Annotated in this window: 24 protein-coding genes; 3 read left to right on the forward strand and 21 right to left on the reverse strand. The window is 36.9% G+C overall.

Annotation, left to right across the window (positions count from 1 at the left end):
* Window positions 1–8 precede the first annotated feature (8 nt).
* From HU823_RS02380 to HU823_RS02415, 8 genes are all read right to left on the reverse strand, one after another.
* On the reverse strand, window positions 9–1,166 hold the full coding sequence (locus HU823_RS02380; RefSeq protein ID WP_197221010.1) for a DUF418 domain-containing protein: 1,158 nt from the start codon (window positions 1,164–1,166) through the stop codon (window positions 9–11).
* Between the two features lie 25 nt (window positions 1,167–1,191).
* Entirely contained in the window at window positions 1,192–1,644 is a 453-nt protein-coding gene (locus tag HU823_RS02385) for a helix-turn-helix domain-containing protein (protein WP_197221011.1), read from the reverse strand.
* A 384-nt stretch (window positions 1,645–2,028) separates the two neighbouring features.
* Entirely contained in the window at window positions 2,029–2,166 is a 138-nt protein-coding gene (locus tag HU823_RS02390) for a hypothetical protein (protein ID WP_197221012.1), read from the reverse strand.
* A complete protein-coding gene (locus HU823_RS02395) occupies window positions 2,163–4,361 on the reverse strand; it encodes a histidine kinase dimerization/phospho-acceptor domain-containing protein (protein WP_197221013.1) in 2,199 nt (732 codons plus the stop codon). The genes HU823_RS02390 and HU823_RS02395 overlap by 4 nt, the downstream gene beginning before the upstream one ends.
* Entirely contained in the window at window positions 4,339–5,031 is a 693-nt protein-coding gene (locus HU823_RS02400; protein ID WP_197221014.1) for a response regulator transcription factor, read from the reverse strand. Before HU823_RS02400 ends, HU823_RS02395 begins: the two co-directional genes overlap by 23 nt.
* 184 nt (window positions 5,032–5,215) lie before the next feature.
* Entirely contained in the window at window positions 5,216–5,644 is a 429-nt protein-coding gene (locus HU823_RS02405; protein ID WP_197221015.1) for an SRPBCC family protein, read from the reverse strand.
* A 430-nt stretch (window positions 5,645–6,074) separates the two neighbouring features.
* Window positions 6,075–6,446 carry an iron chaperone gene (locus tag HU823_RS02410; RefSeq protein ID WP_197221016.1) on the reverse strand — a complete coding sequence of 124 codons (372 nt, stop codon included), beginning with the start codon at window positions 6,444–6,446 and terminating at the stop codon, window positions 6,075–6,077.
* A gap of 132 nt (window positions 6,447–6,578) precedes the next feature.
* Window positions 6,579–7,439 (reverse strand): zinc-ribbon domain-containing protein, encoded by an 861-nt coding sequence (locus tag HU823_RS02415; protein WP_197221017.1) that lies wholly within the window; start codon window positions 7,437–7,439, stop codon window positions 6,579–6,581.
* A 268-nt stretch (window positions 7,440–7,707) separates the two neighbouring features.
* Here HU823_RS02415 and HU823_RS02420 point away from each other — a divergent pair, with 268 nt between their 5' ends.
* Window positions 7,708–9,252 carry a hypothetical protein gene (locus tag HU823_RS02420; RefSeq protein WP_197221018.1) on the forward strand — a complete coding sequence of 515 codons (1,545 nt, stop codon included), beginning with the start codon at window positions 7,708–7,710 and terminating at the stop codon, window positions 9,250–9,252.
* Window positions 9,253–9,328: 76 nt separating this feature from the next.
* Here HU823_RS02420 and HU823_RS02425 read toward each other — a convergent pair whose 3' ends face one another.
* The 3 genes from HU823_RS02425 to HU823_RS02435 form a co-directional block, all read right to left on the reverse strand.
* Entirely contained in the window at window positions 9,329–11,365 is a 2,037-nt protein-coding gene (locus HU823_RS02425) for a molybdopterin-dependent oxidoreductase (RefSeq protein WP_197221019.1), read from the reverse strand.
* Window positions 11,366–11,536: 171 nt separating this feature from the next.
* Window positions 11,537–12,289 (reverse strand): class I SAM-dependent methyltransferase, encoded by a 753-nt coding sequence (locus HU823_RS02430; RefSeq protein ID WP_186320504.1) that lies wholly within the window; start codon window positions 12,287–12,289, stop codon window positions 11,537–11,539.
* A gap of 684 nt (window positions 12,290–12,973) precedes the next feature.
* Window positions 12,974–13,747, reverse strand: coding sequence for a TerC family protein (locus HU823_RS02435; protein ID WP_144699820.1), 774 nt, complete (start codon window positions 13,745–13,747; stop codon window positions 12,974–12,976).
* Between the two features lie 328 nt (window positions 13,748–14,075).
* Here HU823_RS02435 and HU823_RS02440 point away from each other — a divergent pair, with 328 nt between their 5' ends.
* Window positions 14,076–14,276 carry a hypothetical protein gene (locus HU823_RS02440; protein ID WP_197221020.1) on the forward strand — a complete coding sequence of 67 codons (201 nt, stop codon included), beginning with the start codon at window positions 14,076–14,078 and terminating at the stop codon, window positions 14,274–14,276.
* Window positions 14,277–14,334: 58 nt separating this feature from the next.
* Here the strand turns inward: HU823_RS02440 and HU823_RS02445 are convergent, their stop codons facing one another.
* The 10 genes from HU823_RS02445 to HU823_RS02490 form a co-directional block, all read right to left on the reverse strand.
* Window positions 14,335–14,913: a PepSY domain-containing protein gene (locus HU823_RS02445; protein ID WP_197221021.1), complete on the reverse strand. Its 579-nt coding sequence runs from the start codon at window positions 14,911–14,913 to the stop codon at window positions 14,335–14,337.
* A 141-nt stretch (window positions 14,914–15,054) separates the two neighbouring features.
* On the reverse strand, window positions 15,055–15,762 hold the full coding sequence (locus tag HU823_RS02450; protein WP_197221022.1) for a PepSY domain-containing protein: 708 nt from the start codon (window positions 15,760–15,762) through the stop codon (window positions 15,055–15,057).
* A 77-nt stretch (window positions 15,763–15,839) separates the two neighbouring features.
* Window positions 15,840–17,204, reverse strand: a complete 1,365-nt coding sequence (locus HU823_RS02455; RefSeq protein WP_197221023.1) for a sensor histidine kinase — start codon at window positions 17,202–17,204, stop codon at window positions 15,840–15,842.
* Between the two features lie 3 nt (window positions 17,205–17,207).
* A complete protein-coding gene (locus HU823_RS02460; protein ID WP_197221024.1) occupies window positions 17,208–17,897 on the reverse strand; it encodes a response regulator transcription factor in 690 nt (229 codons plus the stop codon).
* Window positions 17,898–18,070: 173 nt separating this feature from the next.
* Window positions 18,071–18,589, reverse strand: a complete 519-nt coding sequence (locus HU823_RS02465; RefSeq protein WP_197221025.1) for a DUF2199 domain-containing protein — start codon at window positions 18,587–18,589, stop codon at window positions 18,071–18,073.
* Between the two features lie 33 nt (window positions 18,590–18,622).
* Entirely contained in the window at window positions 18,623–19,381 is a 759-nt protein-coding gene (locus tag HU823_RS02470) for a DUF695 domain-containing protein (protein WP_197221026.1), read from the reverse strand.
* A gap of 101 nt (window positions 19,382–19,482) precedes the next feature.
* Complete coding sequence (locus tag HU823_RS02475) at window positions 19,483–20,142, reverse strand: GAP family protein (RefSeq protein WP_231607241.1); 660 nt, start codon at window positions 20,140–20,142, stop codon at window positions 19,483–19,485.
* A gap of 24 nt (window positions 20,143–20,166) precedes the next feature.
* Window positions 20,167–20,910 (reverse strand): MerR family transcriptional regulator, encoded by a 744-nt coding sequence (locus HU823_RS02480; protein ID WP_144699808.1) that lies wholly within the window; start codon window positions 20,908–20,910, stop codon window positions 20,167–20,169.
* A gap of 44 nt (window positions 20,911–20,954) precedes the next feature.
* A complete protein-coding gene (locus HU823_RS02485) occupies window positions 20,955–21,092 on the reverse strand; it encodes a hypothetical protein (RefSeq protein WP_186320502.1) in 138 nt (45 codons plus the stop codon).
* 119 nt (window positions 21,093–21,211) lie between these two features.
* Complete coding sequence (locus HU823_RS02490; RefSeq protein WP_197221028.1) at window positions 21,212–21,679, reverse strand: DUF4188 domain-containing protein; 468 nt, start codon at window positions 21,677–21,679, stop codon at window positions 21,212–21,214.
* Window positions 21,680–21,809: 130 nt separating this feature from the next.
* Between HU823_RS02490 and HU823_RS22240 the strand changes: the two genes are divergently transcribed.
* Window positions 21,810–22,694: a M23 family metallopeptidase gene (locus HU823_RS22240; RefSeq protein WP_370630008.1), complete on the forward strand. Its 885-nt coding sequence runs from the start codon at window positions 21,810–21,812 to the stop codon at window positions 22,692–22,694.
* Window positions 22,695–22,854 lie beyond the last annotated feature (160 nt).

Genomic DNA, 22,854 nt, shown 5'->3' on the forward strand with positions numbered 1-22,854 from the left:
TTTAGTCGTTACCTATAAACCAGGTAGCGGATAAAAGTTTCAAATGGTCCATTCAGCTTAAATTTTTCCAATACTGTGGCCATGATTATACCCGTTACCCATATCAAAAAGGCAATCCCAGTCACACTAATGATACTCAACTCTCCTCCTAATCCAAAAGCTACAGGTGAAAGTAAAATCACTAATATCATTTCGTTCAAGATATAAAATGTTAGGGAGCGTTTTCCTAGGGCAATGAGTGATCTTGCAATAGGACCTGGCCGTTTGAGGAAACACCCAATCAGTCCAAAAAAGGCTGCATATCCAATACCACCAGCAATGCCTGTAAGAATTTGAACTCCGTAAATGTTTCCTGCTGTAAATAAACTAGGTGCCCATACTTCACCCAATAACACTAATGGAATCGATCCTACTAACGAAATGGTAATGCCTGCAGTTGCAAGGTTTTTTAATTCACGCATGTATTTATGTGACTCTGTTAGAAGTTTCTTTCTTCCCATCCATATTCCTAAAAGGACAGAAGGAAGGATTGGAAATAGAAAATGTATAAAGACTGGAATTGTCGGAAAATAGATCATGGTTTCCATAAACAACTGACTATACGACTGATCTGAAGAAAATTCAGTGCCAAATCCGTAACCACCTATTTCCTTTAGGAAAAAGCCCCAAATGACTGGTATAAAAAGCATATAGACTATGGTCAAAGAAACGGTAACCTTTTTTAAGACCTTGTTATTATACAAAAGTAGTTTACTAACGAGTAGACCTGCAATTCCATAAGCCATCAAAATATCTTGACCACCTACAACTACAGCTAATACGATTCCGAACAAAATTAAATAAAACGAGCGTCTATTAATCGTCTTCCTTGCTACGTTTGGTGAAATCCCCTTCGATAATTGACTTTCGAACATCATGGCCATCCCGTAACCAAATAACACGGCAAATAGTGGCCGTGCACGATTATCAATAAAAAGCTCACCCATTGAATTAAAAATTCTCTCAAGAGTACTAAGACTTTCTGGACGACTCATGACTCCTGGATTCGATTCATATAAAAATAAAGGTGCATGAGCCAACACGATTAATAAAAGCATAATTCCTCTTGCTACATCCAAGGAGACTGCTCTCTTTTTTTCCGTTTTAGGTTGGGTATGTGGATTCATTTTTCCTAATCCTACTTTCTAATGTTTATTCCACCTTATATCTTTCTTTAACGATTCCCGCTCCAATTCCCCCACCAACCATGAATAGTAAAGGCCCAAAGTTCCATAGAAATTTTCCTCCAGGCAATGAAAGATCGGTATTTACAAATTTATTAAGCCCTAGTAATCCTAGTTTAATGATCAGCAAAGTCACTCCGAGTAAGAACACAACATCAAACAAAAACTTTAACTTAGGATGAGCGAGTTGTTTACTATCTTTTATTACTTTATCTTTTAACTCTTCATCTGTTCTGAGTAACTCGTCAATCGTCACTTCAAACAGATCACTTAGCTTAATGATTACTTCGATGCTCGGATAATTTTGTCCGTTCTCCCACTTTGAAACAGATTGTCTGCTAACAAAAAGTTTTTCAGCCAATTCTTCCTGAGACCAACCTCTCGTCTTTCTAACGCTTTTTAATTTCTCACCAAAAACCATCTATTGTAGCCACCTTTTTTTATGTATAAGCTCATTATTGTGAATGAAAGGGCAAAAAGTAAAGATAACTTTAGTTGCAGAGAGCCGCAACTCCTAGTTGCATTCCTGAAATTACGTGACTAGAACTAGAAAGCGGTGCAAATTGAACTTTAAGTTATACCATACAGGGTATTAATGCGTTTAATTCTAGAAGTTTTAGAAATAATTCTAGAAATTTCGGATATATTCCGGCGAGTTTTAGCAATAATCCCGCGAGTTTTTAACATATATCGGCGAGTCGACATATTCTGACAACAACATACCTCTAAAATACCCCCACACTATTATGAGCGAACAAACAAAATAAAAAGCACTCCTCACCATAGAAGAAGTGCTTTACACAACCTATTCACTTGTTTGAAGAATCTCAGTAACTTTAACTGATTCTTTCACTTTAGGACTACCTGCGTTATCGGCGAATCCGAAAATACTAAACAATACAATCGTCACACCAAGTAAGAATTTCTTGTTCATCTTCATCATGTTACTGCTTCCAGTTCAATCGTCGCTTTAAACAGATCTCCGTCAACGTCGATGTCCATAGTGCCTTCATGAAGATCTACGATAGATTTCGCAATGGCGAGACCAAGGCCAGAACCATCAGTATGACGTGATGTGTCTCCGCGTTTAAACCGTTCAAATAGTTCTTCAAAGTTTCCACCTAGTTCATACTTCGAGACATTTTTAAAAGAAACGATGACCTTTCGATTTTCTTCTGTAACCGACACATATACTCTAGTATTCTCCATAGAATACTTTAATGCATTGCCGATTAAGTTATCAAAGACGCGCCACATCTTTTGTCCGTCCACATTAGCAAGGATTGGAGCATTAGGCGTTGCTAGCCTGAAAGTAAGTGAAGATTCTTTGATAGTTTCGTTGTATTCAGCCATGGCTTGTTGAAGCAACTGGACGATATCGACTTTATGTTTAATCAGCTCCAGATTCCCGCTTGCCATCTTAGATACTTCGAACAGATCATCAATCAGAACCTTTAGACGCTTCGACTTGCGATCTATAATTTCTAAATAAGCATTCTGATCCTCTTTTGTTACTTCTTGTGACTTTAAGAGCTCCGTATACGTAATGATCGATGTCAAAGGAGTTCGTAAATCATGACTGACATTGGTGATCAACTCCGTTTTAAGCCTCTCACTTTTTGCTTCAGCACGCTTAGACGTTTTCACACCATGTTTTAATACGTTCAGATTTCCAGCTAACATGGCTAGTGCCGATTTTCCTTTGTGAGGAAGATCTTGTTCCATTTGTCCCGCCGCAAGTTCGTTCGTGTGCTGGATAATTCTATTAAAGTACCCTATTCTTTTAAAAAGGTAGAGGAATACCGGTACAGTAAAGAATAAAAACAGAATGAAATAAACGACGAAAGCCATGGGATGAAAGAATACGACTGCAGCCCCGAAACCTGATAAGAAAATAACGATAAGGAGCAGCATGATTTGTATAGCAACACTTCTATTGTAGAATGCATCAGAAACTAACCGGTAAAACCATTGGGCTGACTTAGAGATAAACGCATCTCGATATAACTGTTTGTTTCTAACATCCCGGTAGATCCAAGTGGTTTGGATAAGAGTGATACTCACCATAAGCGTTGTGATCAGAAATTCGAATAGACCGTCACTATACGTGAATGAAAATACCAAGTTATCGTAGTTTTGTGCGTTCATAACAATTGCCATGATTGCAAAAAACAAACTGATCAATAAGAATCCCAATCGAATATCAATAGGTATTCTACGATAGATCTTTACTTTGTCTGAAGAAGAGATCATCTGTAGTGGATGAAGTCTTCTGCCCCATAAAAAGACAAGGATTAGAATCACAATACTGCAAATCGAAATAATGTAAAACACCGTTTGTCTTTTTTCAAAATCATCTACTTGTTTTTGTAGCCAACTTCCTTGTTCAGGTAGAGTAATTTTGCCCTGAAGTGTTTTTGACTTTTGAGGAAAATATTCGTAATGATATTCTATGAAAGGATTTGGTCCACTAATACGTAAGTTGCCGTTTTCAGATGACGATGAATACTCTCTAGAGAACAAATTTGTTTTATTCTTAAGATCTTCAGGGCTTTCTGCTGAAGAAAGATTTGTATATACCTCTTTTGAGTTCATATCCACCAAATAGTAGTTGAAACCCAAAAGGTTAGGATCATAATCTGAAATATAACTTTGTCTTTCTTTAACAAGTGCCTCTACTTCTTTTTCTTTTTCCTTCACGATCTTAGCTTTGATATGCTCATCGCTTTTGAAATTATCCATGATATCTTTAACTTTTGCATCTCTTTGTTCTTCATAAAGCTTAACCACATCGTCGTTCTTAGCAGCCTTTGCTTCATCAATCTGGTATTCATACTGGTTTTTGATATCGGCTATTTGCTCTGATAGACTTCCATAGCGCGTACGATGTTCTTCAATCTCTTCTTTTGAAACTTTTATATTGTCCTTAAGCTCATCTTCAGAAAAATAATTGATTTCAGAAATACTTATATAATTGATAAATTCCTCAAATTGTGAGTTGAATTCTTCTGTTTGAAAATAATCATTTTTAAAATACCAATGACCATTTTCTAAGATCGAAACAATTCCACTTAACCCAAAAGTCAACAACATGACCCAAACAATCCACTTGCTTCTATTTTTCCATTTTGTATCCAATTCCCCATACCACCTTTAAATATCTAGGATTTTTCGGATCAATCTCAATCTTCTCTCTAATCTTTCGGATATGAACAGCCACTGTGTTTTCAGCATTGTAACTGGGTTCTTTCCAAACTCGCTCATATATATCATTAATGGAAAAAACTCTTCCAGGGTAAGACATGAGCAACTCCACGATCTTGTATTCGATAGGTGTTAATTTTACAGAGTCCCCGTTTATCGCGACTTCCTTTGCTTCCTTATCAAGTGTCAGACCGTTCAGATCGATTAGATTTGTCTTTCCCTCATATGTACCCAGAGTCACGTAACGCCTTAGCTGAGATTTAACCCGTGCAATCAACTCCAAAGGATTGAATGGCTTCGTCACATAATCATCCGCACCGATCTGCAATCCTAGAACTTTATCGGTATCTTCACTCTTCGCGCTTAAGATAATAATCGGTATGTTTTTTTGTTCTCGAATTTTAAATGTGGTCGAGATGCCATCTAACTTTGGCATCATAATATCCATGACAATAAGATGTATTGGCTGTTCATCTAATTTCTCTATCGCTTCAATGCCATCTCTAGCCTGAACAACGGTTATTCCTTCATTCTTTAAATAGATCTCTATCGCATCGCGAATTTCTTTTTCATCATCTACAACAAGCACGTTAAAATCATTCATATTCTCACACTCCCTTCTGCATTATAGCATGGCATATATTTGAAATTATCTTTATTCTACACAGCAATCCTTTACTTTTAGTTAGCAAAAATCTTAAGACTTTCTTAAGTTTCGTAGCTGAAAATATAGGCAAACAAAAAAGTGCATTTCTATTTAAAGAAATGCACTCTCTTTTAAAACAGTATTAGTTTTGAGATTCACAGTACTTTTTAAAATTATCCATGAACGCTTGCCATCCCGCTTCTTGCATTTCAACTGGATTCGACGCTTCTGCTTCAAACGTTTCTACAATTCTCGTTTCATTTTCTAAGCTGACGAAAGTAATCGTTACTTTTCTTCCATCATCTAACGTATAAGCGATGTATTCATTTGTTTTGACTTCATCATATGTCCCGCTAAAATCAAATCCAAAGCTGCCATCTTTCGCTTCCATCCTTGTAAGAAACCTTCCGCCATCTCTCAAATCATTTTCCGCTTTCGGTGCGTGCCACTCGTCAGAAGCAAAGCTCCACCCTGTAATATGCTGTGGTTCCGTCCAACATTTCCAAACTTCTTCAATCGGTTTGTTTACGGTTGTTTCCACCGTGATGATTACATTATTACTTGTTTCCATAAAATAAACCACCTTTCCGTTGATCACCATTTGATTACTTTTTGCTCAGCTATATTTTCAACAAAACAGATGCATTTCCCTGCTACATGAAATGCATCAAAGCAAGAATAAAAGTATTCTTCCTTATTCAATGGCTTTCTTAGCTTCTTGATACTTTGCATTAGCGAGGTTATTAATCTGTGAAATATAATCTTCTAACTTAATTTCACCTTTAATCGATGCTTCAAGAAGACTATGAATATTTGCGTTTGGTTGCTCAGAAATACTTATTCCTGTTGGAGCTTCCCACCGTGACTATTCATTTCAAATATCCTTCTATGACAAACGACATCCAAAAGAAACATATATCCTTCTTTTGGATGTTCCGTTCAGGTTTACGAAGGTTAAAGATGTAATTCAGAATGTTTTTTCTACATCATGCTTACGATCGTTACTCACGCCAAAATTTCGTGTATTCTGCTTTATCCTGTATATTAAATTCAATTATATTCTCAAGCAGTTCATAATTCACTTCATCTTTCCAACGAATACGGAACAAGCCTTTTGTTGAGCTATAACCAGCCTCTTCAATACTTTCAGCAAACCGTACCATTGCAATTTCTTCAGGAGCAATGCTCATGTGTTGCTTAGCTATTGAAATACCGATGATAAATGTACCGTGATCAGTATACATCGGTGTGTTCCACTTGAATTGCGGTTCTAGATTAGGATATTTTTGTGCGATCCATTCCAAAACTTCCTCCATTCGATGTCTGTGATCGGGGTTATCAATGCCAGCTAGGTATTGCGAAAAGATTTCCATATTGTATCTCCTTATCACTGATAAAATTTACAGAGTCTCATTACTTATCAGTTTATATGAAGATTCCATTCTAGTAAATCACACTGTTGGTTAACTGTTTTCTATAGTTAGTATCACTAATATTAGATATTTTTAAGAAGAACAAGAAATGCAGCCTACTCCCTTCACACGATCCTTCACCCTAGCGGTGTATTCTTCTCCGCAATTTCTACACAGCCACCAAACATTATTGTATGAAGTAACGGAAACATCTTTAGGTGTTTTATGAATCCCGAACAATGTACCATTGCGATCGGGATGCCATTCTGCTGCAATTTCTGGATACATACTGAATAGGGATTGCTCAAATTTTATACACTCGGGACAACGAGACTTGTTCTTAATCCTTTTTCGAATTCTTTCCCGCCATACATGTCCTTTTTCACACACCCATGCCACTTCTTCATTAGAGTTGTAAACCACATCATGTGGACTTTTATCATTATTAACGGTAGACCATTCATTTACTAGTTCGGGATAAACTGCAGCCAAACTGTTCTTTTCGTATGCTTTTTTGTCCGAGCAATATACACATACACTTTTAAGGTTATGTACGCGATCTTTCACGGTTTCTTCCCACTCATGTCCCCTTTGACACATCCACCATCTTTGTGGCCAATCCTCCTTACTGTTTACATCAGCAGGGGCAAGATTTTTGTTACGCGAGGGATGCCATTGCAGACATAGTTCAGGATCTGCCTCCGCTAACGTTTCACTTTTTACCTCTTCAAATTGATACGATCGTTTTAACGCTCTTTCTTCTCTTACACAATCCGAACATTCCAGGTTCTTCTTATAGCGCTCCCGAATAGTCGCTCCCCATTCATGCCCTTTTGAACAGACCCACCATATGTATTCATAACTGCCAAAACTAATCTGGCACGGTTCAATACCCTGATTTTTTGTAGGATGCCATTGTGATAATAGCTTATCCGGTAATAACAAATGCTTCAAACTCTTCAACCCTTTCTCTGTAAATACAAATAAATTAATAAAAAAGGACTATACAAATCACCCTTATATGGTTAATTATACCTATAATTTTTGATTATGAACTTGGGAAAATTGTAGTTAAAAAGGCCTTGTAAAGATAGGTGTCACTTGTTGTTTTTCCCAACCTAGAAAGAGTTTTTCACTTGGCAGCATTTTGAGATATTCACCTATACATGAAAAATTCCCCTTCATATACTAAAATGCTAATAAATTCGAAAGGAATATTCTGATGACAAACAAAGGACATTGCATTTGTGCGTGTTTAAAAGAGATTCCTAGTGGACGAAACATAATTGTTGTTACAGATCGAGGAGGTCTTTTAAATTTAACTTTTATAGAAGTTATTGATCATTGCGTTAGAGGAATTGATCCGTTAGGAAGACCCATAATAATAGATTGTGATTGTATAGCAGGTATTGATCTTAGACCAAGTGCAGGCGGGAACTTAACTCTTCAATCTGAAGCAGTTATTGTTTGTAATGGTTTTATTAATGGAACGGTAACATGCAATGGCATCCCTGTAGCCGGAGCTCCAGTTACTTTTACCGATGATGTCGCTGCTGGCTTAACATATACCCCAAATCCAGCAATTACAGACTCATCTGGAAGAATCCTTGTAGAAGTTAATATTCCAGAAGGTACACCTGAAATTCCCGCCAATATTATTGGTACAACTGTTATAAATGGTGAGACCGTTTCAGCTGTCAATAATTGCATGGTCATGTGTCCTTCTTCACAATGTTCGATCGAATTAACTTCATCTGGTGAAAGCATTGATTGTACTGGAAACGTCTTTGCAGTAGTTACATGTGGTGGTGTACCTGTCGAAGGTGTAACGGTTGACTTTAATAGTGATAATCCAAACTTTACTCTCAACCCAACATCTGACGTTACTGATTCACAAGGTGATGTGGCAGCCGGCTTAAATATCGCACCTAATACTCCTACCCAAGATGCAAATATTACAGCTTCAGCAACTATAGGCACTCAAACATTAAGTACAACATTATTAGTTAGCGGCCAATGTGCGAATACTTGTTCTCTAACTTTATCAGCTGCATCTGAGATTGATTGTTCTGGTGTACTATCTGGTAGAATAGTATGCGGCGGTCAGCCTCAGTCTGGTGTAACTGTTACCTTTACGCAATTCCCTGAAGCTGTTGCCACAATTCCAGCGGCAACTACAGACGCTACCGGCAATTTCACGACCAACATTACCGTTCCAGCTGGTACTGCTTTAACATCAACTGTAGTCAGCGGAACAGCAATTGTTGGTGGCCAAACCGTTTCATCATCAATTGACATTGACTTCAGCTGCCGGGCAACAACTTGTCCATGTAAATTTAGACTTGGTGTACGAGGATCTAGCGCTCCGGCCACTGCAAATGTAGTGAATCAAGGCGTTCCTTCTACAGTGTCCGGTAACATAAATGTAACAGCGAACCAATGTTATGGCAGAGGTGAGAGATGTAATCCGACGGTTGACAACTTTAGTATCTCATTCTCAGGCGCAACGTTTACCTTCAATTTAGCTCAGGGCAGAAGAATTCGTTTCTCTTGTATCGGTGAAAGAGGTGCTACATTGGAAGGAACAGCTATTGCTACAGGTTCGTCTACCATTCAAGGTCTCTTTGACGTGTTCATTGGTTTTACTCGCTCTGGCAGCACAGCAACGTGGAATATTCTTGCTACCAATCAAGCAGGTGATTCCTTCAGTACTACCTTTACATCCGGTATTTCATCAGAAACAGAGATTGAAGATTGTGATGATTAAATTCACTCTTTAATAAAGTCGAAAGCTCTTCTTCATTAGTGAAGAAGAGCTTTCTTAATTTTAGACAGTCTTATTATCAGAGTTTATTAACGCTAACTCTTCCAGAAAAGAAGGTTGCGCCCCCACCCATGTCGGCTATGCGATCTGGGGTAAGAGAATTGACTAGATGTTTCGTATCATCATCTGCTCCCCAAAGACCTTGAGTGACGGCTACCCCACGTAGAACATTCTCACCAACGCTCGCTTTTAGTACACATTCTCCTTGCTCATTCCACACCCGTACCTTTTCACCATCTTCCACTCCGGCTAGATCAGCGTCAAACTGATTCAAAACAATTACCGGTTCTTTTTCAAGTTCAACATGTTTGTTTTGATTCGCAAACGTTGAGTTTAGAAAGTTATGGTTCGGTCCTGCGATAAATCTAAGAGGATGGTCAGAATCATTAATCAAAGGGATGTATATAGGCAGTGCTGGATAGCCATCCTGCTTCATCTTCTCAGAATACAATTCTATTTTTCCGCTCGGTGTTGGGAGCTTAGTTGGAAATTCCACCTCAGCCTTTACATATTGTTTTTTACTCAATACGTCAAAATTAATCTCATGAATATATGGATTTGTTGGAGTTTCTAGTGCCTGATCAATTAATTCTGCTTCTGTATCATCAAATGCCGTCTCTGAAAAATTCATACCTTTAGCAAGTAATCGAAACACCTCTACATTAGACTTCGATTCTCCGAAAGATTCAATCACGGGCTGTTGAATCTGAATGTAATGATGCCAGTACGACGTATAAAAATCTGTGTTCTCAAAAGAAGACGTAGCTGGTAATACAATGTCTGCATACAATGCCGTCTCTGTTAAAAACAAATCATGTACGACTGTAAAGAGGTCTTCTCGCTCCAAGCCTTTACGAACCTTATTCCCTGCAGGTGCTACAACAGCTGGATTCGTCCCATATACAAAAAGAGATTTGATGGGAGGATCTAAAGTAAGCAACGCTTCTCCAAGTAGATTCATGTTTATCACACGTGTATTCTTATTTTGCTGCAGATCAGGCCGTTGTAGGTTAGCAGTATTAAACGCAAGATAAGCGGAATTCCCTTTGATCGCTCCTCCACCTTTTACAGCCCATTGTCCGGTTAATGCTGGCAAACAAGAAACCGTTCTCACAAACATACCACCATTATCGTGATGCTGTGGACCGTTCCCAATCCGGAGAAACGCAGGAGACGTTTGGCCATACATCCGAGCAAGCTTCAGTATATCCTCTACCGGAATACCAGTAATGCTTGAAACCGTAATAGGGTCATATTGTTCAACATGTTCACGGAGCTGTTCAAATCCAACGGTGTACTGTTCCAAAAATGAATGATCCACCATGTTTTCAGCAAATAAAATATGCATCAATCCTAAAGCTAGAGCCGTATCTGTTCCTGGTAAGATAGGAATGAACCAGTCTGCAAATTTAGCAGTCTGATTTTTATGAACGTCAATAACGACGATCTTCGCTCCATTTTGTTTACGTGCTTGTTGTGCAAGTGATACTTGATGCATATTCGTACTAACTGCATTGATCCCCCAGAAAATGAACAGTTTGGAGTGAATCGTATCTTCAGGATCGATTCCGAAACTCGCACCCATCGTATATTTGTAGCCCGCTGCACCTGCAGAGTTACAGATGCTTCGATCCAGCTTGGAAGCTCCTAGTCTATGAAAAAAACGGCGATCCATTCCTTCAGCAGCAAGATTCCCCATATTTCCATAAAAGCTATAAGGTAGAATGCTCTCTGCGCCGTCGTTTTGAAGCAAATCCTTCCAATTCGCAGTGATGGTCTTAATTGCTTCATCCCAGCTTATTTGTTCAAAATGCCCTTCACCTTTCGCACCAACACGCTTCATCGGATATTTTAAACGCTTTTCATCATATAGGCGTTCAGTCATGTTTCGAACTTTATTACAAATAAAGCCCTTCGTGACCGGATGATCCGGATCACCTTCCACTTTTACAATTTTTCCGTTTTCTTTTTTGATAAGTAATCCACATTGATCCGGACAGTCTAAAGAACAAACCGATGGAAAAACACCGTTGGGGATATCTACAAAACTAGTCATATGCGTTCTCCTTTCCAAGATGTAAATTCGTTTTAATTCTTCATTGAACATTTACTTTTTAATTTAAATTTCCCAATCAGGGTTCCAAACATTTGCAACATATAATCTGTCATCTCTAGTAAATTCTTGAGGTTTCCAACTACTCATTATTGAACTCCTTTGAATCGTTTTTTACTTTTTTGATGCTTTTATAATAAATGTGGCTGGAACAAAGTTTGCTTTTTGAGTGGAATACCATCTCGCGGGATTCTCCGATTGTTCATCCGGTAGGCAAACATCATCTATTACTTTTTCTATCACAAAACCTTCTTCGATTAAAGCGTTTATGTAAGTGCTTAATTTTCTATGATGAATGACGGCTAAATTCTGCCAACCTTCGTTATATTCCGGACCTTCATTCACATAAGACTTGTTAAAAATGAACCTAGACTGTTCTTGTTCGTATTTCAACCGATCATGAAGAGGATGCTCCCAGCTGAAAATAAAAACGCCGCCTGGTTTGAGATAACTATATATATTTGAGAACGTAAGATTTAAATTTGTTGTCCAACCCAAAGCATAAATTGAATAAACAATATCAAAATAACTGCTTGGTAATCCTGGGTTCTCCTCCATAGGTGATTCAACTAATGTAACCTCTACTTGTTGATCTTGTAAAACGTTTCTCGCAGTCTCAATCTGCTTCGTGCAGAGATCTAATCCCCATAATTCTTTAGCACCTTCTCTACCCATATACTGCAATGAATGACCACTGCCACACCCGATATCCAAAACCTTATTACCTCTTATTGAACCAAATAACTTTAGTTGCTCTTCATTAAAAGCAAAAGGTCCGTATTCAGGAAGTGCCGTTCTACCAAAAAAGCGTTCGGCTGATACCTCCCACCTTTGTTTATTCATTTTTAAAATTTCAGTTGCTTCCACAAGTTCCACGTCCTTATGACCATATTTTTCACAGTTGGCAGACAGTAATTAATTTTGAGTAAGAGCCATATTTCCATATTCAATCACGTTAATCCTTCTTGACTCTTAAGAATCAATGTGAATAAAAGAAATTATTAAGTGTGACTTTCTTTAACTTTCATTGATAAATTTAACATATAATGGAATTAAGATTAAGAAATTAAACGTATATTTGAGAGGAGTTTTTATATGCATTCAATAAATAGAGGAGCTATATGGAGCTATGCAATCCTATCACTAATAACCATTGCTTTTACGTTTATAGAATTAAATCAACCGTATGAGACACCGGAAGATGCGCAATCTCGATTTGAACTACATGTTCAACCCATTTTCACTTTCCTAATGATTAGTGCATCTTTTTTAGCTTTCAAATTACACAAAAGATTACAGGTATTCGCTGGACCTATTTTCATTCTATTGGGGGGCTTTTGGTACCTTTGGATTTTCATGTCTTTTACAATTGGATGGGTAAGGATGCAGGGATTTCTCGGACTTGGATTTGGATTAATTATTTGTTTCATACTTACTATATATCATTTGTATACCAATTTAAAAAATCGGAATAAACCTTCTATGTAATTAAAGTAAAAAAGCAACAAAAAAGTCAGCAGATCATTTTCTGCTGACTCCATTTTGTTTATTTTATAAAGATGTTTCATTTTTCTTCGATTTAGCCGGTGCAAACCATCCGATTACCGCAATACCAACTAACACACCATAGAAAATGATTGTCCAAACCGTACTATGTGGAAAATCGTGATCTAACACTCCAATATCATTATGAGCAAGTGTAATGACCGCGAGCTTCACACCTACCCAAGCAACGATTGCATAAGCAGTTGTTTCTAATGCAGGTCGTTGATCTAACAACTGAACAAACCAAGTTGCTGCAAACTTGATCAAGATCAGACCCGCAACCCCTCCAAGAACAACAACGATGAATTGCCCACCGTCCATGCCTCCAAAGTCACCAAGTGGTGAATCTGGAAGACCTAGAGCAAGAGCAACTGCAGCTAGAATCGAATCGATTGCAAACGCTAAGTCTGCGATAGCAATCTTACCAACTGTCGGCCAAAATCCTTTTCCTTTTGCTTCTTCTTCAACTTCTTCTTGAATCTTCTCATTTTCTTTACCGAATTTTGCTTGAATCACATGTTTCAATCCAAGGTATAACAGATACGCTGCTCCGATCGCCTGAATCTGCCAAACATTCGCAATAAATGAAATGGCAAAAAGTGCACCGAAGCGGAAAACGAATGCCATTATTATTCCATAGCTGATCGCTCGTTTTTTCTGATCCTCAGGTAAATGTTTTGCGATAACCGCTAGTACTAGTGCATTGTCAGCGGATAACAAACCTTCAAGACCAATTAGAATTAATAATGCCCACCCGTACTCTAACCAAATTGAATCCATCCATGAATCTCCTTTCAAATCTCATAAAAATAATATGTAATATCCATAGAATGACCATTTTAGCCGCAAGATACTCTTCAAAAAGTTACTTGCACTATGATGAACGACTCTATACTTACAAGATTATATATTATTTTTTAGATTTTTACCTTATTTAATATCATTTAAAACTTAACAAAGTTAGATATTTAAAGGGTTTATATACTCTTTCTAAGTGAAGGTTCAAATCAATTTTAATGGAGTATTACACTAGAAAATACATTTAAGGAGAAGTCTACCTTATACAAAAATCAGCTAATGATTTGCTCTTCTGCATTGACTTACGTACTTGCACTTTCAGATTGAAGAAGTAAAAAAACCTCCAAAAGATGCTCCGAAAGAAAACAATTCCAATCAAGCGGAGTCAAAAGATGGTGAAGTTACGAAACAGATTATTGATAAATTTAACTTAGATGAAGACTTTACAGCATTTGATTTGGAAGTTCAATTTGAGGACGGTAGTGAAAAGGAATATAAAATAAATCCTTAATTAAAAAGAAACGAGGCTCCATCGTTTGGAGACCTCATTTCTTATTGTTTAAGACTGATTAGTCGTTATCATTCTGATCAACGATCACCTCACCTGTCACTGCATCTACGTTAACATCAATATCTTTTCCGTTTTTTTGAATTTCGAATTCATACACATAATCATCATCTAGACTCATCTCTTTTACTGTTCCTGAAACCTTTTTTAGTGCGATAGACTGAGCTTGTTCAGCCGTGATCTTAATCTTTGAAGGATCTATCTGATCATCGCGCTCTGAACTTTCTTTTTCGTCAACACCATTATCATTGTCATCGTCGGTGTTATTATCATCTTGATCTTTCATACCTTCTTCCACTTTGGAAACCTTACCAGTTTCTGCAACGATATCAAGATCATATTCTTTATCTCCGTTAAGAACCTCAATTTCATATTTGTCCTTTAGACCATCGCGATCTAGTTCCATTTCAGTAACAGTTCCGCCTTTTGTTTTTTCCAATGCAATGTCTTTTGCTTGTTTTTCTGAAATTACATTCTTAGCTGCAAACGCGCTAGGTATGTTTTCTACATAAGTATATGTTCCTACTCCAATACCACCGACTAATACTGTACCTGCAATAATTTTTGTTAGTTTTTTCATTTGTTGTTTCCTCCTTGTTTTTAACTATATTCTTATAATAGACAGGTAAAATGAGAACAAAGGGAAGAGAAGATTAGAAAACGATGAGAAGCTTTGGTGATTTTTCTCAAAAAAATAAGAACGCTCTAAATTAGAGCATTCTTAGTCACTATCTTTTGTCTCCATCGTTACGGAGTTTACTTCGCCAGAAAACGCATTTATGATCACTTGTGCTTCTTTCGTTTTCGTTTCAATCTCAACTTCATAAACGATCACACCGTCTTCATCATCTAACTCAATATCCGTAACGGTACCTTTTACTTCATTTAGTGCGATTTGTTTGGCTTCATCTTGTGTAATTTTTGTGTTTGGCTGAGCAGGTTCATCTACAGATTCAACCTCGTTTTTACTATTGATGTCCCCAGTGGCACTGTTAATTTCTAAACGATATGTTTTACCTTCGCTACTGACATGAACAAGATAGACTTTTTTCTCTTCATTAAATTCGGCAGATTTTACTTTTCCGTGTTTGGCAGCTATTTTTTCTGCTTCATCTTTTGTAATACCTTCCTCTTGAACTTGTTCATTTTCTGTTCGATTCATGTCGAGAATTTCTCCAGAAACCGCATCAGACCATATTACATAAACACCTTGTTCACTTTTCAACACTGTTTTGTATTGTTGTTTATCTTCTCTATTCGTTAATTCTGTAGATAGAATCTCTCCTGGATATTTTGCGCTTACGATTCTGTTCATTTTCTCTTTTTCTAATGTACGGCCTTGGTTTCCGTTCACCCACTCTCTTGATCCGAAGACAAGAAGGAGAATAACGACTATTATTCCAGAAATCACAGCTGTTTTTTTGTTCATACGTATTCCCCCTTTACATGGATTTTCTCATATTAGAATGAAAGCTCCATAAGAATCAGATGAGAAAATGATGAGAATTAACTCTGTTTCACAGGAATCTCCATTGTAACCGTTGTTCCCTTTCCTTCTTCACTCACCAGATGAAGCTTCCCTTGGTGAGCAGAAACGATTTGTTTTGCGATGGACAGTCCTAAACCTGCTCCTCCCGTATCACGGCTCCTAGCTTGGTCTACACGAAAGAATCGATCATAGACTTTATCTAGATTTTCCTTTGGAATTCCGATTCCATAGTCTGTTACGGAAAATCTGACAAAGTTTCCTTGTTTAGTTAAATCCACATTAATAGCTGCCGAACTATACTTAATGGCGTTATCTAAAATGATGATTAGAACTTGCTTTATTTTTAATAAATCACACTCAACATGAATTTTGTCTAAGTTGGAATGAACTTGAATGTCACGGTCGTATGCCTTGTTCATATTCTTAGCGGCATTTTTAGCCATTTCAACCAAATCGGATTGTTCAAGTTGAAGATCTACTTGCGATTCATCCCTTGCCAATATAAGCATTTGTTGAGTCAGTTCTTTCATACGGAGTGATTCTGAGTGGATCGCTTCTACAGCTTCTTCTAAAATTTCTGGTCGATTACCTCCCCACCGTTTAAGCATTTTTGCATAGCTTTCAATAACAGTAAGCGGTGTTCTCAGTTCATGAGAAGCATCAGATACGAACTGTTCTTGCTTTTTGTAGTTGTTTTCAAGCAAGTCCATCATATGGTTAAACGTTCTTGCCATCTTATTCAGTTCATCATTCGATTTCTTATTAATCGTAATCCGCTTATACGTCCCACGTCTCTGGTTTTCTTCCATTGTTTTCGTTAAGTTGCTGATGGGTACTAAGATCAACCGGCTCAAGAATCGCCCTCCCATGTATGAAGGAATTAAAATGAGTAAGGTTGCTATAATTAAGACGATTCTTAAAATCTGCAACGTGTTTGGAATAGAAGATTCTTTTTCAATCAACTGTAAAGACACAACCTCCCCATCCGTCCAAATGACCGGGTGTTGAGAAACAGTGTAAACCATTCCGTCTAGCTTCTTAATCTCACTGTATTGATTGGTTCTAAAGATCGGTTTGATTTCATGGAGCATATCATCCTCTGTAATTCTCGACGAGGTAGCAGCTACACGGTTATCAACAGTGATAATTCGAATCATTGAATCTCCAGGAAGGTAGGCGCGCAAAAGTTGTGTCATATTCATTTTTGTCTCAGTAGATGTTTTTACAGCTTCGGTCAAACTTTCCATCCTTGTCTCTGTACCTTCAAGAGCATTATCATGTAGATTCTTTTGAAACAGAAGATAAATGCCACTATTCGTGACAAGTAAAATGATTAGAAGCCATACCGTTGAAAACAAAGTTATCCGATTTTTTATGTTCATGGGTTACTCCTTCATCGTGTAGCCTACTCCACGAATCGTATGAATATAGGGGTGCGAAAAAGTGAAATCTATCTTTTTACGCAGATAACGTATGTAGACATCTACAACATTGGTATCGCCATAATAATCGTAACCCCATACCTTTGATAATATTTGATCACGGTTCAATACCTGGTTTTTATTTCGTATCAAGTAAACAAGAAGATCAAATTCCCTCGGTGTTAATTCAATTAGAGTAGAGTCACGCTTAACATCCCTCGTTTTTAAATTAACTGTCAGATCACCTAGTTCATAAATTTCGCTATCTTGATCTTCTGTGAAGTGTTGATTCATGCGAAGAAATGCCCGAATTCTAGCTAACAGTTCTTCAATTTCAAACGGTTTAGTCACATAATCGTTTGCCCCAAGATCAAGCCCGCTCACTTTATCTGGCAAAGCATCTCTGGCCGTTAATAAAATGATTGGAATATGACTACCTGTCGCTCTGATTCGTCTTAACACCTCTAGCCCGCTTAATTCAGGCAGCATCACATCTAGCAGAATGAGATCCCACTTTCCAGATTTAAACTTTTCTAATCCATCCGTACCCGTAGTAGCTGTCTCCGTTTCGTATCCTTCATGTTCTAGTTCCAGTTGGATGATTCTTGCTATCTTTTTCTCATCTTCAACAATTAGAATTTTTTCAGCGCTCATCGTTGTTCCTCCTAAAAGAAGCTTGTTAGCATCATTATAATGGAAGTTTGTAGTAAGTCCACGAATGATCCCCTTTTGTAAGGAAAGGAACGTAATGAAACGACGAGTGCCAATTAAAAAAGAGACCAGATGAATAAATTTATCGGATCTCTTTCATAAACTTCTCTATAGACTTATTTTCCAAGTTCGCAAAAAAATTGAGCGATTTCTTTAACGCGATCCATCGTAATCCCTTGTGCTTGCTCAATAGATAATGGATGATCTGTAGGCTCGAGCTCAATAAAAGGTCGCAAATTTTGTGAGCGGGTATGTACATTCGTTTTTAAATTTACGGTTTCAGGATACATGGGAAGATGTGTAGATAACCACCCAAACATCGGATTTAATTGTTCACTATTTAGGTCATCCCATTGCTCTAAAGTCAGTTCGAAGTTTTCTTTACTAAGTGATACCCATACACCCCATACAAACGGTTCATTCGATCCAATAATGGGAATTTCAATACAACCTCTTATGAAGAAATGTTCACCGTCCATTACACAAAAATCATCAGTAAGTTCAAAATGCTTTTTTCTCTCTTTTCTTGTAGCCTCTTCATAATATACAGGTGCTTCAATTCCATAATTCAAAGGAAGTTCATCATGATATTTGCCACAACATGTGCATTGGTATCCGCTAACTAAATCTGTCATCAGATTGCTCCTTAATTAAGATAACTTAAGATCTTACTTTTTAAGAACAACAGGAGATTCCCACCCGTCATATTCGCCATTATATTTCTGAGATATTTCGATAATCAGATTTGTAACACAATCGATCAAGTCGTAATCTACACCGTCCTCTCGAGAGATTGTGATGGAAAATGTTCCTTCTTCATTCTTTTCCTGTTCGAAATCCTCCGTTTTAAATCCTTCTTTAATAATGTCTTGTTCAAATGCTTTTAAATCTTTTAATGTTTGAAACTCTATCCAATGCTGAATCTCTCTGAGTTTTTCTAGATCATCATTTTCTTGTTCAAGCAATTCCACTAAATCACGGTTACTCATCTGTTGAAGATGATATTCATTTGGATAAAGGAATTCGTAATAAAATGACCACAGTTCCTCTTCTTCTATACTCGAGATTTCCGTTTCGTATTTATTATTATCAAAAATAGCGAGTGCCTGTTTATCTATAATTTTGACCAGGTTTTCTTTTTTAGCATAATAGAAGAATTCTCGTGTTCCATTCGTAGTTAATCGACCAACTTGAATGATATCTTCATCATACAATTTTTCCATTAGACTGTATTCAAGCTCACCAAGTAATTCATCTTCTATTTCTTCAGGGAAACCTAACTCAGTAGGCGACTTAACAGTAAGTTTGACTGTAAACAACCAATTGTATTTTTTTATATTAATTTCTTCAGCTACATCCAAATCAACAACAAATGAAGCAAGATTCCCATCCAATTCATCGATATAAAAATTCCAGTTATCAGACATGTGATGATTCCCCCTTTTCTTAAGTATACGAAGGGCTAATATTCCTATCTATAGTTCTATTTTCCTGATGATTTTTTGATAAATAGAACCAGTGTATTTACTTACAAATAATCCAAACTATTAAAAATCAGTATGATTCCAACGATACACATGATCCATGAAAGAGCTGAACCTGAATTCTTAACCATTCTTTCACGTAGATTTATTAAAGGTTTATCCATCCATCTACCTAATAAAAGATAAATGAAATACAACAAGACCGGTGGCAATACCATGATTAAATTGTATGCAGCTAATATAGAAACCCATTCCATGCTTGAAAGATCACTAGTAGATAAAATACCGATCGCTGTAAAGTAAGGAAAAGCGGTTCCTACTTCAATAAGAGATGTTGACAATCCAAGGATTATGATTGAAATTAAACTTTTAGACTTTGGAGAAGGCAAATCCGCATTTTTCTTTGTAGGAACATAGAAACTAGCAATAAACAAAATGGCCCCAATGATAAAAATGATCCAGCTTATGGTTTGATTTTGAAAAATGTTAGATACACTTTCAAGCAAAGTTGATATTCCTAACATAAGTGAAACACCCACTATAAAATAAAAACCAGCAACGGTTAATAAGTAGAAGAAAATACGGGATGTTCGTTTCTCTTTCTCGTTTAACAGGAGATAAACCGTAACCCCTATTGTCGCAGGACTTAGCATATCTAATACAGCCAATCCGCCAATTAAAAGAAGTAGATCTACAGTCACCAAATTCCCCCTCTATTCAGAATGAGCTTAACCCTTTTTCCCTATAAAGATCTCATAAGCAGCGTTCATATATTCCAGTACATCTTGATCAATGGGGTATAAGCCTAATTGTTCTGACTGTTTTTCAGACATACGCACGTCCCACAGCTTATCTAGAAACTCTGTTTCACCACCAAATGTTTCTGCTCTTTTTTCATCCATTCTTCTAATGATATTTTGAACATTTGAACAGCCTGGATCCTCATGAATAAACCGCTTCAACTGTCCAATAAGAGCAATCCATTCTAAAGTATCTGGTTGGTCGCTAGTCATGTTCGGGACCTTCTTCCAAAGCTTTAATTCTCTTTCTTCAAACATAGATTTTCTATATCTTTCTTGTAGTTCTTTATCATTATTAGCTAATTGCATGACTTTTTGGATGGCGATTTCATTACTCTCATCTTCCATCGCCATTCCGTGAATCAATTCTCTTAGAGTACTCTCTATCTTACTTAAACTTTCTTGTTCTTTTTTTACATAAGAGAGTTGCTTCTTTAAACTATCTGACCAATCCCAGTCACTAGAATTCAACATATTCTTAATCTCGTTCAAACGAAAACCGATTTTCTTCATGAATTGAATTTGCTGTAGCTTCTTCAAGTCAGTATGGTTATATAAACGGTGACCACCTTCTGTTTTGGATGATGATTGTAATAAGCCGATGTGATCATAGTGACGAAGTGTTCTTACAGTAACACCAGTCATTTCACTTACCTTATGAATATGAAGCAATGAATCTCCCTCCTTTCAAGATACATATCTACAACTAACATTTTCTATTTATTGGAAAATAAACTCAGCAAGTATCCAGTTCCTAGACCGATAAGCACACCTATCAACGCTTGATCCATCATCAAACCAACACCTGCTCCGATGATAACACACCCATAGATCACAACATCCTCACGTTTCATCTCATCATCCTCTACGTATAAGTCATTAATTAAAAGTATACAAAATAACGTAACGTCAGTTTCAAGTGTTTATTAGAAAAATAAAAAAAGATCTACCCTGTATGGATAGATCTACACTATTAACTGTTCATTCTTTCTCTAGCCCTTTGAGTGTTTTTCGTTACGGTGGCCAACGAATAAGCTTTTCCAAGTCCAATTCTTGGCATATTGTTATAAATGGCTTCTGCACTCCTTTTTTCAATTTTGTAGCTTTCATGAAAGATACCAACACTTCCATCGTCACCTATATTCTTGTTGAAAGCTTTCCAAGCTACCAAGTGAGTTCTACCGTGTGCATATGCTTCGAGTTGATCAAAGCTTTTCCAATATTGAATCAGTTTTACTCTTCTCCAACTAAAATGAAATTCTGTATGTAAAAAACCAAGCTCAGGGTTTTGATAAAGTTCTCTTATCATAGGACCCATGGCTTTAAAAACAGGTATCCACTTAGAAAATGAAAGCAGCTTATTCACTCGCATACCAATTACAAAAACAACAAAGTCTCCCTCAACCGCTGCCACATGTCTTCCCTTATGAATATTCTTCAAATTTTACCTCTCCTATTATGTGTTGAAAGTTTTTGTGGATCCTTCTCTAAATTAACATTAATTGGTATTCAGTGGTAAAATAAATGTACTACTATTAAGAAAAGTATTCATTTACTGAGAGGATGGTTTAGTGAACAACTTACAACGGTGTATAACAGGAGAAACGTTTGGTGCTAAATTCTTAAAAGGAGAATTTCAAGCGATTTATAATCACACTGCGAGTAATTTTAAAGATATGATTACGATCGAACAATTTATGGAGTTATCTTCTTCCTTTAATTCTGGCGTTCAGCATTATTCGTTGGAATCGGAAACACGGCTTACAGATCATTTAAGACATTATTTATGGCTAGATAACGAAGGAATAAAAGCAATCAGTGTAACTTTCGATTCAGAAGATATTATTCAAAGCCTCTTACTTGCCCCATTTGAAACCTATCCTGAAACAGACAATCAGCTTTCGAAGAATACTTACATGATGCCAATACAAGATGAATGGTTTGTATTTTGGGGAGGTGCCAATCATTTCATCAATTATCACTATGAGATCGAAGAGCAGCGATATGCTTATGATCTTGTAATTGTAAAGGATGGACAATCCTATAGAGGCACTCCAACATTAAATGAAGATTTTTACGCGTTTAATAAAGAAGTAGTAGCTCCATGTGACGGAAGAGTCGTAAAAGTTGTAAATTCTATCGTGGATAACGAATTTGGATCAACGAATGTTTCTAATCCAGAAGGTAACTATATAATCATTCAACATGCAAACGACGAGTATAGCCTCATTGCTCACTTCAAGCAAAATTCAATTGTTGTAAAGGAAGGCCAAATGATCAAACAAAGTCAGTTAGTAGGATACTGTGGAAATTCAGGAAATTCATCTGAGCCACATATTCATTTTCAAGTCATGAATTCACCCTACCACTACAACGGAAAATCTATTCGTATTCTTTTTCATGGTGATTATGAACCGATACAAGGTGATGTTGTAACTTCTTTAAAAGATATTTAAATATTTAGGATTTTTATTATTTCTACCCTATTCTAGGAAAGTGGATGGACATCATAATCATCCACTTTTTGCATATTAAAATACTCCCTGCTATCTCTCTACACCCCTCCCTAAACATATTCTGTTAAATCAAAAAATATTGAAGATTACAGAGATATTA

Origin of the sequence: Fictibacillus sp. 18YEL24 (genome assembly GCF_015903855.1) — a bacterium.
Lineage (GTDB): Bacteria > Bacillota > Bacilli > Bacillales > Fictibacillaceae > Fictibacillus > Fictibacillus phosphorivorans_C.

Bases quoted from the DNA above. Each gene is read 5' to 3' on its own strand.
- HU823_RS02400 (WP_197221014.1), bottom strand. From the start codon at position 5,031: ATGAATGATTTTAACGTGCTTGTTGTAGATGATGAAAAAGAAATTCGC.
- HU823_RS02425 (WP_197221019.1), bottom strand. From the start codon at position 11,365: ATGACTAGTTTTGTAGATATCCCCAACGGTGTTTTTCCATCGGTTTGT.
- HU823_RS02470 (WP_197221026.1), bottom strand. From the start codon at position 19,381: ATGTCTGATAACTGGAATTTTTATATCGATGAATTGGATGGGAATCTT.
- HU823_RS02460 (WP_197221024.1), bottom strand. From the start codon at position 17,897: ATGAGCGCTGAAAAAATTCTAATTGTTGAAGATGAGAAAAAGATAGCA.
- HU823_RS02455 (WP_197221023.1), bottom strand. From the start codon at position 17,204: ATGAACATAAAAAATCGGATAACTTTGTTTTCAACGGTATGGCTTCTA.
- HU823_RS02420 (WP_197221018.1), top strand. From the start codon at position 7,708: ATGACAAACAAAGGACATTGCATTTGTGCGTGTTTAAAAGAGATTCCT.
- HU823_RS02390 (WP_197221012.1), bottom strand. From the start codon at position 2,166: ATGATGAAGATGAACAAGAAATTCTTACTTGGTGTGACGATTGTATTG.
- HU823_RS02445 (WP_197221021.1), bottom strand. From the start codon at position 14,913: ATGAAAAAACTAACAAAAATTATTGCAGGTACAGTATTAGTCGGTGGT.
- HU823_RS02410 (WP_197221016.1), bottom strand. From the start codon at position 6,446: ATGGAAATCTTTTCGCAATACCTAGCTGGCATTGATAACCCCGATCAC.
- HU823_RS02465 (WP_197221025.1), bottom strand. From the start codon at position 18,589: ATGACAGATTTAGTTAGCGGATACCAATGCACATGTTGTGGCAAATAT.
- HU823_RS02450 (WP_197221022.1), bottom strand. From the start codon at position 15,762: ATGAACAAAAAAACAGCTGTGATTTCTGGAATAATAGTCGTTATTCTC.
- HU823_RS02485 (WP_186320502.1), bottom strand. From the start codon at position 21,092: ATGAAACGTGAGGATGTTGTGATCTATGGGTGTGTTATCATCGGAGCA.
- HU823_RS02405 (WP_197221015.1), bottom strand. From the start codon at position 5,644: ATGGAAACAAGTAATAATGTAATCATCACGGTGGAAACAACCGTAAAC.
- HU823_RS02380 (WP_197221010.1), bottom strand. From the start codon at position 1,166: ATGAATCCACATACCCAACCTAAAACGGAAAAAAAGAGAGCAGTCTCC.
- HU823_RS02435 (WP_144699820.1), bottom strand. From the start codon at position 13,747: ATGGATTCAATTTGGTTAGAGTACGGGTGGGCATTATTAATTCTAATT.
- HU823_RS02385 (WP_197221011.1), bottom strand. From the start codon at position 1,644: ATGGTTTTTGGTGAGAAATTAAAAAGCGTTAGAAAGACGAGAGGTTGG.